Source organism: Vreelandella janggokensis (genome assembly GCF_031451615.1).
Taxonomy (GTDB): Bacteria; Pseudomonadota; Gammaproteobacteria; order Pseudomonadales; family Halomonadaceae; genus Vreelandella; species Vreelandella janggokensis.
In genome coordinates, this window is sequence record NZ_JARWAJ010000001.1 from 1,154,864 (window position 1) to 1,166,575 (window position 11,712).

Consider the following 11,712-nt stretch of genomic DNA (forward strand, 5'->3'; position numbering starts at 1 on the left):
AATTGCGCTGAGATTACCCGCGCTGACTTATCCGTTCGGTGTGCTAAAATCATCCCGTTTTAACCCTATATACAATCGATTATCAACGGGGAGACCCTGCATGCAACGCACAGTTAACCAGTGGTTGAAGGGGGCCGTCATTGGCGCGGCGGTTGTCGCCATCAGCGGTTGCGGGACGCTTTTTCACCCGGAAAGGAAAGGTCAGTTGGGTGGCGATATTGATCCTGCCGTAGCGGTGGCCAATGGCGTTGGACTGCTTTTCTTTATTGTCCCCGGCGTGATTGCCTACGCGGTGGATTTCTCTAATGGCACGATCTATCTACCCAGCCGGACCAACAGCGATATCGAGATGCAGTCGCTGGGTGACGACATGGACATAGCGTCGCTGGAAAAAGTGTTGTCTGAGCAGGCAGGGAAGCCGGTGGCGCTGAAGAATGAATTGGTCAAGGTTGAACAAGTGGATAGCCTTGAAGAGGCGCTGGCCATGGTGCGCATGTCGGGCGTAATGGATGACGATCGCCTCTCGGCCATGTAGTCACGCCTGCCCGCAAAGACCAGGCGCCAGACGCATCAGCGTCGTCTGGCGATGAGATGGCGGGTGACCATCCCGGCGATCAGTCCCCAGAAGGCGCCGCCGATGCCCAGCAGGGTAATGCCCGACCCGGCGAACAGAAACGTCACCAGCGCGGCGTCGCGTTCGTCGGGCTTCGAGAACGCATCGGCCAGCCCGCTGCTCAACGTTCCCAGCAGGGCAATGCCCGCCACGACCGCCACCATGGCCACGGGTAGCGCGGCAAACAGCGCCGTGACGGTGGCCGCAAAGACTCCCAGCAGCAGATACAACAGCCCGGCGACGATGCCGGCCGGGTAGCGGCGCCTGGGATCCGGGTGGGCATCCGGGCCGGTACACACGGCGGCGCTGATGGCGGCCATGTTGAGTGCGTAACCGCCGAAGGGCGCCAGGGCCAGGGTAGCGCCGCCGGTCGCTACCAACAGCGGCGAGCTGTTTGGCGTATAGCCGGCGGCGTTCAGCACGGCCATGCCCGGAACGTTCTGGGTGGCCATGGTGATGATAAACAGCGGAATTGCCACGCTGATCAGCGTCGCCAGAGAAAACTCAGGCGTCATGAGTACTGGCAGGGTAGGCGACAGCGGCAGGCCCTCAATCGCCAGCTGACCCTGCAGAATGGCCCAGATAATGCCGGTCAACACCACGCCGGGTACGGCAAGCGTCGGCCAGAAGCGCCGCCCGATGCCCCACGCGGCCAGCAGCGCCAGGGGCATGAGCCAGTGCTGCTCGAGCCGGGTAAAAATCTCCAGGCCGAAATTGAGCAGGATGCCCGCCAGCATGGCCGAGGCCAGGCTGCTCGGGATATGCCGCATCAGCCGTTCGAACACACCGGTGAGGCCACACAGGGTGATCAACCCCGCCGATACGATGAAGGCGCCAATCGCCTCCCCCAGCGGCACGCCTGGCAGGTTGGTCGCCAGAAACGCTGCCCCGGGCGTCGACCAGGCGGTCACCAGCGGCATGCGGTAACGCCACGATAGCCCCAGCGACGTCAGCCCGACGCCAATGCCCAGCGCCCACAGCCAGGAACTGGTCTGAGCGCTAGAGGCGCCGGCGGCTGAGGCCGCCTGAAAGATGATCGCCGCTGAACTTGTGTAGCCAATAAGTACCGCGACAATACCCGCCGTCACGTTGGAGAGCGAGATATCGCGCTTGAGACATGGGGTATCGGAAGAAGGCGTCGGCATGGCAGTGACTCGTTCGCGGCTGGCGTCTGGAAAAACGCTCAGCCTCGTCAATGAGGCCGAGCGTTATAACGTACAAATCAGCCTATCATCGTGCGCTATAACGCACAACGGTGGTGAGTACTGCGCCTGTTCATGCGAACTGTGAGGGATTGGGCACGGTGGGAAAGCGCGGCGGGTGCGCTTCCATGAAGGCATGGCAGGCGCGCAGCACCCGTACGTCGTCGAACTTGCCGCCCGCCAGTTGGAAACCCACCGGCAGCCCGTTGTCGGTAAACCCGCAGGGCACCGAGGCAGCGGGCTGCTGGCTGAGGTTGAACGGGTAGGAAAAAGGCGCCCACTCTTCCCAGTCGCCCATCCCGCTGCCCGGCGGCACCTCCTGATTGACTTCGAACGGCAGGACGGCCACGGCCGGGGTCATGATGAGGTGATAGTGCTGGTTGAAGTGCTCGAGCTCTCGGGTCAGCAGGGCACGATCCGACAGCGCACGGAAGAGGTCGAGGGCGTTCCACGCCTCGGCCTCGCGGGCGTTGGCCACCATGCCGGGGTCCAGCTGCTCGCGCTGGGATGGAGTCATCTGCCGCCATTGATCCAGGGAGGCGGTAAACCAGATCTTGCGAAAGGTATCCAGCGGCGAGGAGAACCCGGGGTCCACCTCGACGATCTCCGCCCCCAGCGCTTCCATTTTCTGAGCGGCCTCTTTTACCCGGCTGGCAACTTGCGGGTCAACGTCGGCGTAGCCCAGATCGGCCGAATAGCCAATGCGTAATCCCGTAAGGCCCTTGTCGAGGTCGGCACCCCAGCAGTCAGGCTGCCCTCGGGTGGCGTAGGGGTCGCGGTAGTCGTAGCGGCCCATCACATCGAGCATGCTCACCGCATCGCGCACCGAACGCGTCAACGGCCCGAGATGCGAAAGGGTCGGTTCCTTGGCAGGCGGCCACTGGGGCGTCCAGCCGAAGGTGGGCTTGAAGCCGAAAACGCCGGTAAAGGCAGCGGGAATACGAATAGACCCACCCGAGTCACCGCCCTGGTGCAGCACACCCATGTTGAGAGCGGCGGCCGCGGCGGCACCGCCCGACGACCCTCCGGGGGTGAGGCGCGTGTCCCAGGGGTTATTAGTGGCGCCAAACACGCGGTTATCGGTAACGGCTTTCCAGCCAAATTCGGGCGTATTGGTTTTGCCGAGAAAAATCGCCCCGGCCTCACGCAGCATGCGCGCCGGGGGCGCATCGGTATCGCAACGTTCATCGGACGTCGTCAATGACCCCGCGCGGCAGGGCATACCGGCCACCTCGGTCAAATCCTTCATCGATACCGGAATGCCATCAATCGGGCTAAGTGGTTTGCCCTGGCCCCAGCGCCGGGCCGACGCTTTCGCGGCTTGCTCGGCGCCCTCAGCATCCACATGGACGTAGGCGTTGACGGCACCGTTGAATTGGTCAATGCGTGCCAACGCTGCTCGCGTCGCCTCCAGTGGAGACGCCTGGCGCGTTTCGAAGAGCTGCCTGAGGGGTTGCGCATCCATGGTGCCGAGGTCTGTATCACTCATGTCACTGTCCTTGTTGGTCATGGCTCAAAAGGGCTAAATAGAGCCTAGTGGACGGGGCGGTCAGCGTCTAACCGGCCTCCGCGTATTACTTAACATCAACGTCAGTGGCTGGTACATGTCCTGTGATAAGTGGTGGGCAAAAAACGCCACGTACCTAAGGAGCGTTTTATGACTGCTGAGCCTCACACTCTGGCGGCGCATATCGCCGCGACCGTGAAGCAACTGCGCCGTGAGCGTGGCTGGAGCCTGACCCGCACGGCGGAGGCCACCGGCGTCAGTAAAGCCATGCTGGGCCAGATCGAGCGGGGCGAGTCGAGCCCGACCATTGCCACGCTGTGGCGCATGGCCAGCGGCTTTCGCGTGTCGTTTTCCAGCCTGTTTGATGCGGGGGCAGAGGTGGAGGCCAGGCCGCCGCATCCGCCCACCTGGCAGGATAGCGCCGGGATGCAGGCGCAGGTGCTGTTTGCCTACGACCCGCTACTCGGGTTTGAAATGCTGGCGATCGAGCTGGCGCCGAATTGCGCCAGCGAATCGGCACCCCACGCGCCCGGCGTGGTGGAGCATATCGTGGTGATCGAGGGCACCATGGCGCTGCGCATCGACGACGCCTGGCAAACGGTGACGGCGGGCCAGGGCGTTCGTTTCGCCGCTGACCGGCCGCATGTCATGCGTAATGACGGCGATACACCGCTACGCTTTCACGACGTCATCCATTATCTGCCGTGTGCGGCGCTGGCCGAGGCCGATAAATAACGCTGGAAGGCCTCGGGTTCATCGGTGATCGCGCTGGCAGCCCCCCAGGCCCAGAGCGGGTGGAAGGCGTGGGGATCGTTGGGGGTATAGCAGAGCAGCACATAGCCCGCCTGCACAATGGCGTCGGCCTGTGCGGGCTTCAGGCGGCCCCAGTGGACATGAAGGCTGAACGCCTCGACCTCGGCGCACAGTGTCCGCCAATCCTTGGGCAGGCGGTTGACCAGCAAGCCGAGCGCCAGCTTGTCGGCCGTTGCAAAGGAGCGGCTGTGGCGTAGCGCCGTTTGATCAAAAGACGACAGTACAAGCCGCTCGGCGGGCAAGGCCTCGAGCACGGCTGGCAGAACGCGGTCGACCAGCGCGATGGGGTCGTGGCCGCGATTGACCTTGAGTTCCAGATTGACGCCCATCCCCAGCTTGTTGAGCAGTGCCAGCATGGCCTCAAGGCTTGCCATCCTTTCCCTTTCGAAAGCCTTGCCAAACCAGCGGCCGACATCGAGGGTCTGTGCCTGGGGCCAGGTCATGCGGCGCAGCCTGCCGCGGCCGTCTGAACAGCGCGCGACGTCGGCATCATGCCAGATCACGGGCGTGCCGTCCCCCAGCAACTGAACGTCGAGCTCAACCCAGTCAACCCCGGCCTGATGGGCGGCGCGGACGGCCGCGAGGGTGTTTTCCGGGGCGGCGGCAGAGTAGCCGCGGTGGGCAATTAACGTGGGCAGTGAAATAGCAGGGTGCATTAGCAATGTTCCGTTAGCCGTCGGCGATCAACAAATCCCAGTCTAGCATGGGGGGTATGACAACCGCGTTGCGCTGCCGGGCCGATAGCGTTAGCTTGACCACTACCCAATAAAAAGGAGTTCCCTGTGTCCCAAGAACATGTGTCTCAACGAATTCAATTTGCTCGCACCGGCGGTTCAGAGGTGCTCGAACTGGTGGATGTGACGCCGGCGGCACCTGCCGCTGGCGAAGTCCGTGTTGCCAACGAGGCGGTTGGCCTTAACTTTATTGATATTTACTTCCGTACCGGGCTTTACCCGGCGCCTTCTTTGCCTTCGGGCCTGGGTACCGAAGGTGCTGGTATTGTGGATGCGGTGGGCGAAGGTGTTACCCATCTGAAAGAGGGCGATCGGGTCGCGTATGCCCAGGGGCCACTCGGCGCCTACGCCGAGTTGCATACGCTACCGGCTTCCAAAGTCGTCAAGCTGCCGGACTTCATTAATTTTGAAACCGCCGCGGCCAGCATGCTCAAAGGGCTGACGGTGCAGTACCTGCTGCGCCAGACCTATAAACTCAAGGGCGGCGAAACGATTTTATTTCATGCCGCCGCCGGTGGCGTTGGTTCGATCGCCTGCCAGTGGGCCAAGGCGCTGGGCGTCAAGCTGATCGGGACCGTCAGCTCACAGGAGAAAGCCGACCTTGCCATGGCCAACGGTGCCTGGGCGACCATCAACTACACCCAGGAAGACGTGGTCGACCGTGTGCGCGAACTCACCAACGGCGAGATGTGCGACGTGGTCTACGACTCGGTAGGCAAGGATACCTGGGAAATGTCGCTGAACTGCCTCAAGCCGCGCGCCTTGATGGTCAGCTTTGGCAACGCATCAGGCCCCGTCGACGGTGTGAACATCGGTATTCTCAACCAGAAAGGTTCGCTATTCGTGACACGCCCGAGCTTGAACGGCTACGCGGATACCCGTGAGCGCTTCGAGATGATGTGCGAGGATTTCTTTGCCATGTTGGAAAGCGGCAAGATCAAAATTGATGTGGCCAACCGCTACCCGCTTAAAGATGTGGGCCTCGCCCAGGACGCGCTGCAAAGCCGCAAGACCACCGGCTCCACGGTGCTGCTGCCCTGAGGTTGCCTCCCCGGAACGAAAACCGCCCTCGCTGAGCGAGGGCGGCAGAAGGGCGAACGGTCAAGCGTGGTTAGCCGTAGGCCAGGTTGGGGAGCCAGGTGACCAGTGCCGGAAAGAGAATGACCAGCAGTAGTCCCAGCGCCTGAATGCCCAGGAATGGGAAGGACGAGCGGAATATCTGCGCCATGGTGATATGAGGTGGGCAGACCCCCTTGATATAGAAGAGCGCATAGCCGAACGGCGGACTGAGGAACGACATCTGCATGTTGACCAGATAGATGACGCCGAACCAAAGCGAAACATCCGCGGCGTCGACACCGGGCAGGCCAAACACGCCATCGAAGGTCATTCCCTTGATCAACGGCACGAAGATCGGCACCGCCAGCAGCAGGATGCCGACCCAGTCGAGGAACATGCCCAGTGCTACCAGCAGTACCATCATCACCATCAGCACCGCATAGGGACCCAGTCCCGCGCCGGAGATCAGCTCCTGCACGAACGTCTGTCCGCCCTGCAGGATGTAGAAGCCGACGAAGATGCTGGCGCCGAAGATGATCCACATCACCATGGCAGAGGCGACCAGCGTGGTCATGCAGGCGGCGTGCAGGTTGGGCCAGGTCAGGCGCTTGTGCATGGCCGCGACCACCAGGGCACCGAAGGTACCGATACCCGCTGCCTCCACGGGCGTTGCGATGCCAGTAAAGATGATGCCGAGTACCAGTATCACCAGCACGATGGGCGCCAGCATGTTGCGCAACAGGCGGAGCTTCTCTTTTGTATCAACACGGTCTTCAACCGGCATTGGCGGGGCCATCTTGACGTTCAGCGTTCCTCGCATCCAGCAGTAGAAGCCATACATGAAGGCGAGCAGCAAGCCTGGAATCAGCGAGCCGAGGTAGAGCTCACCCACTGACTGCTGGGCGATAACGCCGTAGATGATCGCCAGGATCGAGGGCGGGATAAGGATGCCCAGGGTGCCGCCGGCCATGATCGACCCGATGGCAATTTCCGGATCGTAATTGCGCTTGAGCATCGCTGGGAGGGCAATCAGACCCATGGTTACCACTGCCGCCCCAATCACGCCGACCATCGCTGCCAGAAGCGTTGAGGCAATAATCGTGGCAATGGCCAAACCTGCCTTGAGGCCGCCCATCCACTTGTAGACGACGTCGAACAGCTCTTCGATGATCCCGGCTTTCTCAAGGACTGACGCCATGAAGATGAACAGCGGAATGGCTGAAAGCTGATAGTTGGTCATCATCGGGAAAATGCGCGATGGCATCAGGTTGAGCATCGCCTGATCGCCAACCGTATACAGGAATACCACCCCTAGGCCACCGGTGACGAAGGCCAATGGCAGGCCTGCGACCAGCACCACCATCAGCGAACCGAACATGACCAATGTCAGGGCCCCGATGCCGAATGAGCTTAGGCTACCTGAAATGCTACCTGCCAGACTCTCGTAGTCGGTGACGGCGATATTGACCATCTCGAACAACAGCCAAGCTGCCAGAATGGCGGCGATAACCACCATCACGCGTGCGAAGGTTCGGCTACCCTCATGTAAGCGCCAGTGGTACCGATACGCCTGAATGTCCCGAATCAGTTGGCCGAACCCCTGTAGCAACAGCAGCAGTGCGCCAAAGAAGAGCATGAATTTCACCGGATAGAACTGGATGGCCCATTCGGTGAAAGAGGTCTCATTGGAATAGCTGGACCCAAAGAAGTACGCGTCGCTCACCGACTGGGAGAAGAACGTCCAGCCGGTCGTTAGTAAAGCGAGGGTGAAGATGAAGAAGAATATCGAGGTGACAATATCCAGTGCCGCTCGGTTGAGGGGCCTTGCCCGACTGTACAGGATATCGACGCGAACATGTCCACCTTCGCGAAGCGCATAAGCACCGGCAATCAGGTACTGCATGCCGAACATCAACGTCATCGACTCATGGGCCCAGTTAGTCGGGGAGTTGAAGGCATAGCGTACGAGGACTTCGTAGGCGAAGATGAAAGGAGCAATCAGCGCCCAATAGGCCACATAACGGCCGGAAAAGCCGGAAAGACGGTCGACAATGGTCGTAAATACGTTGCCTGGCGGTTGATAGGCGACGTTGGTGGCCTCACCTGCGGGTATCTCGGCGGTGTCGCCGCCGCTGACCGTGGCACCTCGACGGAAGCTACGGTCGACGAAAAACATGACCACCAGTGGCAAAAGCAACAGCACTGACCAGTATAGCCAGTGCGGAAGAACGAATTCGATATCAAGATTCATGGACACTCCTCCGTGACACCATCACCTCCTGGCGATGGAACCGGATCATCAAGCCGACGGGATGCGGAAAAAGGGTTGCTCCAGTCAAATCGGATGTTGCGATTTCATCGCAACATCCGATGTTGTCGAGCAAATAAGTCAGGCGTTGAGCATCAGGCGTTAAGTTCGTAGCCCTGAATGTCTTCGTCAGTGACCAGTCCCACTGCAGGATCCATCATGGTGTTGAGGTGCGCTCTAAACAGCCGAGCCGCATCTGGATCCTTGTTGGCCCACTTGAACCACAGCGGGATGGCGGCATCGCGGAAACGGCTGGCATCGTTTTCGGTGAGGTGGATGATTTCCACGCCTTTTTCGCGATATTTGGGCCATGCTTCAGCATTGGCCTTCTGGATTGCCGCATAATGCTCGCGGGAATAGGCAGCCACCAGATCATGCATCAGATCCTGAGTTTGTGGCGACATGCGCTCAAAGACTCGACGGTTGACAGAAATATCCATTAAGTCAACAGCTTGATGTAGGCAGGGCGTGGAGGGCGGCCCCATGATGATGTAGTCAGCTACCTGCCAGAAGCCTAACTCGTAGTTGACCGCGGCGCCGGTGTAATCGGCCGCATCAATAGTGCCTTTCTCAAGTGCCGGATATACCTCGGAGCCCGGGAGCAGAGTCGTCTGTGCACCAATAGAGGCGAAGGTTTCAGCCACGATGCCGCCTGGCATGCGGATCTTAACGCCTTTGAAGTCATCGAAGCTGCGTAACGGAATCTTGGAGTGGATCAGGTTAAGGTCATGATGAACATAGCCCAGCAGTTCCTGGCCCTGCTTGCGATAAAGGTCCTTGGCAATGCCAAAACCGCCATAGGCTCCGAACATCATATCCCACTGGTGAGGGACGGAAAGCCCCATCGGATAGGCAGTCAGGAATACGCCGGCTGGCATTTTGCCTGGCCAATAAACGGTGAACCAGTTCTGGCCGTCAAGCACGCCGTTACGTACCGCATCGGCAACCTCAAAGGCTCCCGCCACGGCGCCGGCAGGGAAGGGCTCAATGCGCACCTCGCCTCCCGTTGCTTCGGCGACGCCGGCAGCCCACTCCTCAAAGATTCTGTAGCCCGTCGTGCCAGGCTGCCAGGAAGACTGCATGCGGATGCGAATGCCTTCCTGGGCCTGAACATTGCCGATCCAGGGGGCGGCGACGGCAGCGGCGGAACCGACTGCTGCGGTTTTAAGGAAATTACGTCGCGTTGAGGATCCCTTGGTGATAGAGGAAGGTAGCTCTGTTGACGTGGAGATTAAAGATTCTGACTTCGTGTTTTGCTCTTTGTTATGCATGTTGGAAGCTCCAGCAGTGATCATTGCCACTGTTTGTTTTTGTATTCCCATACTAAACGTCGTGTCACTTTTGAGTTCCCTGTGGCACAGGCAAGGTGATGCCAAGCGTGAAGGCATCACTTTACGTAAACAGAATTTAGCGAGTCCTGAGCTAAGCGCCAATTAATATTTTCAACGTTTGCCATAGTACAGCGAATGTCGAATGTCGAAATACCTGCTTGGTCTCCATCAATAGTCTTATCTTTAGTCGGTCTCAACATACGCCCCCATATGGCGCATACGCTGTTCGAATCTGGACACGTTGTCGACCAGAGAATCAGGACCGAAGGCGACACACTCCGCCAGAATGGCTTCGATGAGCGTGATGGCCGACAGAATCGAAGGAAAAAAGTGTGGGGTCGCGTTGGCAAGATTAAATGTGATCTGTGCGCCGGGTGCCAGTGGTGAACGCATGGTATCCGTTACGACAATGGCCTTGACGCCATTTGCGCGGGTAACTTCCAGTGCTTTTACCGTTTCTGCGCAGTAGGGCTCAAAGCCAAAAACGACGACAATATCGTTTTCATCGAAGCCGTCCAGCTCGGTTAATAACCCGCCTTCCAAGCCTCGAATAAGGCTGATGTTGGGCATGGCAATGCGACCCACATAAGCAAAGTGGTAGGCGCAGGCAAAGGTGTCGCGAAAACCCACCACGGCGATATTGCGCGCCGCTAAAAGCTGCTGAGCGGCATCGCGTACCCGTGCCTGGTTATCCGCGGTGAACAGGCGGCCAATGTTGTCGAAGGCGGCATCGCCGACATCAACAAAGAGAGGGTCATCAGGCTGACTTGCCTGGTAACGAAGCCGGTTGGCGCGCCCTGATAGTTCCACAGACGGTGTCTTAACCGCCGACTGAAACACCTCGCGAAACGTTTCATAGCTTTTGAAATCCAGTCGCTTGGCCAGACGCACCAGGGTTGAGGGCGTGACCTGTGCCGCTTCTGCGGTTTTGCGGATGGATTGAAATGCGATGTTCGGGGGGTGTTCCATCACATAGCCTGCCGCCTGTTTCAACTGTGGGCTGAGCGTCGGGTAAACCGCCGCAAGACGTTGATTGATGGTATCCAGCGGCGAGGCAGATGAAGTGATCGTTTCACTGTTCTTGGATGTCATGTAAGGCTCCAGCGCATTCAGGTGGGTAGTTTAGACCATCACACTTGATCGATACATTTGTATCTTTTTTATTTTTTAATGAAACAATCGTGTTGACTGGGGCGCAGGGTGGTCCTAGGATTGAATTTGTTACATATGTTTCTTTTTATGAAAAATATAGAAACGTATGTGTCTACTTATTCACCTTTCCGCCAGGTATCCCGACCGTTATGACCATGCCGCTTGATTTACCTTCCTGTTCCCATCTTGTAGTCACCCAGCAAGACCATGTAATGACGGTGCGACTCAATCGGCCCGACAGGCTCAATGCCGTTGTGGAATCGCTATATCACGAGCTACTTGGCGTGCTGGCCGTTGCCCAGCGCGAGCCGGATATTCGCGCCGTGGTAATCACCGGGGAAGGGCGTGCCTTCTGCGTCGGCGCTGACATGAAAGCCCACGAAGGCGCGGGTCGGACGCTTTTCCAGCGGCGCCAATATCTCCAGTTGGGGAACGACGTGGGCGAGGCAATCGCTCAACTGAGCAAGCCGGTGATTGCCGCCGTGAACGGCTATGCCCTGGGGGCGGGCGCCGAAATGGCGGTGGCCTGCGATTTTATACTGATGGCCGATGATGCTCAGATCGGTTTTCCCGAAACCAGTATTGGCACCTGCGTAGGCGGTGGCGTTTCCAAGTGGTTACCCCAACTTGTCGGGCTGGCCCAGGCTCGTCGGCTTCTGTATATCGGCGAAAGAATCAATGGAACCGAGGCAGCACGGCTGGGTCTGGCGCTGGCCAGTTATCCAGCGGATCAGTTGATGCCCGAGGTCGAGTCACTGGCGTTGCAGCTGGCGGAAAAGGCGCCGGTGTCATTGGCCATGTTGAAGCCGCTGGTCAATCGAGCCGCGCAAACCGACATGCCAAGCCAGCTTCAGCAAGAGCTTGATGCCGTCTTTACCTGTTCGACCACCGAGGATTGGCAGGAGGGGGTCACCGCCTTCGCCGAAAAACGCGCGCCCCAGTTCAAGGGCCGTTAGGCGTCCGCTCCAACACGCATTGTCGACTTGTCTTACT

At 59.2% G+C, this 11,712-nt stretch carries 10 protein-coding genes; 4 read left to right on the forward strand and 6 right to left on the reverse strand.

Annotation, left to right across the window (positions count from 1 at the left end; genetic code table 11):
- Window positions 1-100 precede the first annotated feature (100 nt).
- Complete coding sequence (locus QC816_RS05250; RefSeq protein ID WP_085918713.1) at window positions 101-535, forward strand: hypothetical protein; 435 nt, start codon at window positions 101-103, stop codon at window positions 533-535.
- 35 nt (window positions 536-570) lie between these two features.
- Here the strand turns inward: QC816_RS05250 and QC816_RS05255 are convergent, their stop codons facing one another.
- Window positions 571-1,758: a benzoate/H(+) symporter BenE family transporter gene (locus QC816_RS05255; RefSeq protein WP_309781301.1), complete on the reverse strand. Its 1,188-nt coding sequence runs from the start codon at window positions 1,756-1,758 to the stop codon at window positions 571-573.
- 130 nt (window positions 1,759-1,888) lie between these two features.
- Window positions 1,889-3,304, reverse strand: a complete 1,416-nt coding sequence (locus QC816_RS05260; protein ID WP_309781302.1) for an amidase — start codon at window positions 3,302-3,304, stop codon at window positions 1,889-1,891.
- Between the two features lie 168 nt (window positions 3,305-3,472).
- Here QC816_RS05260 and QC816_RS05265 point away from each other — a divergent pair, with 168 nt between their 5' ends.
- Window positions 3,473-4,057 (forward strand): helix-turn-helix domain-containing protein, encoded by a 585-nt coding sequence (locus QC816_RS05265; RefSeq protein WP_085918710.1) that lies wholly within the window; start codon window positions 3,473-3,475, stop codon window positions 4,055-4,057.
- Here the strand turns inward: QC816_RS05265 and QC816_RS05270 are convergent.
- Window positions 4,018-4,791 carry a glycerophosphodiester phosphodiesterase family protein gene (locus QC816_RS05270; protein ID WP_309781303.1) on the reverse strand — a complete coding sequence of 258 codons (774 nt, stop codon included), beginning with the start codon at window positions 4,789-4,791 and terminating at the stop codon, window positions 4,018-4,020. The genes QC816_RS05265 and QC816_RS05270 overlap by 40 nt on opposite strands.
- A gap of 141 nt (window positions 4,792-4,932) precedes the next feature.
- On the opposite strand from QC816_RS05270, the gene QC816_RS05275 reads away from it, so the two are divergent.
- Window positions 4,933-5,910 (forward strand): NADPH:quinone reductase, encoded by a 978-nt coding sequence (locus QC816_RS05275; RefSeq protein WP_309781428.1) that lies wholly within the window; start codon window positions 4,933-4,935, stop codon window positions 5,908-5,910.
- 70 nt (window positions 5,911-5,980) lie between these two features.
- Here the strand turns inward: QC816_RS05275 and QC816_RS05280 are convergent, their stop codons facing one another.
- From QC816_RS05280 to QC816_RS05290, 3 genes are all read right to left on the reverse strand, one after another.
- Window positions 5,981-8,179, reverse strand: coding sequence for a TRAP transporter large permease subunit (locus tag QC816_RS05280; protein ID WP_085918708.1), 2,199 nt, complete (start codon window positions 8,177-8,179; stop codon window positions 5,981-5,983).
- A 152-nt stretch (window positions 8,180-8,331) separates the two neighbouring features.
- Window positions 8,332-9,507: a TRAP transporter substrate-binding protein DctP gene (gene dctP, locus QC816_RS05285; RefSeq protein WP_085918707.1), complete on the reverse strand. Its 1,176-nt coding sequence runs from the start codon at window positions 9,505-9,507 to the stop codon at window positions 8,332-8,334.
- 243 nt (window positions 9,508-9,750) lie between these two features.
- Window positions 9,751-10,659 (reverse strand): MurR/RpiR family transcriptional regulator, encoded by a 909-nt coding sequence (locus QC816_RS05290; protein WP_085918706.1) that lies wholly within the window; start codon window positions 10,657-10,659, stop codon window positions 9,751-9,753.
- Between the two features lie 272 nt (window positions 10,660-10,931).
- Between QC816_RS05290 and QC816_RS05295 the strand changes: the two genes are divergently transcribed.
- Complete coding sequence (locus tag QC816_RS05295; RefSeq protein ID WP_309781305.1) at window positions 10,932-11,675, forward strand: enoyl-CoA hydratase/isomerase family protein; 744 nt, start codon at window positions 10,932-10,934, stop codon at window positions 11,673-11,675.
- Window positions 11,676-11,712 lie beyond the last annotated feature (37 nt).

Coding starts and splice junctions, on each gene's coding strand:
- QC816_RS05280 (WP_085918708.1), bottom strand. CDS start 8,179: ATGAATCTTGATATCGAATTCGTTCTTCCGCACTGGCTATACTGGTCA.
- QC816_RS05295 (WP_309781305.1), top strand. CDS start 10,932: ATGACGGTGCGACTCAATCGGCCCGACAGGCTCAATGCCGTTGTGGAA.
- QC816_RS05290 (WP_085918706.1), bottom strand. CDS start 10,659: ATGACATCCAAGAACAGTGAAACGATCACTTCATCTGCCTCGCCGCTG.
- QC816_RS05250 (WP_085918713.1), top strand. CDS start 101: ATGCAACGCACAGTTAACCAGTGGTTGAAGGGGGCCGTCATTGGCGCG.
- dctP (WP_085918707.1), bottom strand. CDS start 9,507: ATGCATAACAAAGAGCAAAACACGAAGTCAGAATCTTTAATCTCCACG.
- QC816_RS05270 (WP_309781303.1), bottom strand. CDS start 4,791: ATGCACCCTGCTATTTCACTGCCCACGTTAATTGCCCACCGCGGCTAC.
- QC816_RS05255 (WP_309781301.1), bottom strand. CDS start 1,758: ATGCCGACGCCTTCTTCCGATACCCCATGTCTCAAGCGCGATATCTCG.
- QC816_RS05265 (WP_085918710.1), top strand. CDS start 3,473: ATGACTGCTGAGCCTCACACTCTGGCGGCGCATATCGCCGCGACCGTG.
- QC816_RS05260 (WP_309781302.1), bottom strand. CDS start 3,304: ATGAGTGATACAGACCTCGGCACCATGGATGCGCAACCCCTCAGGCAG.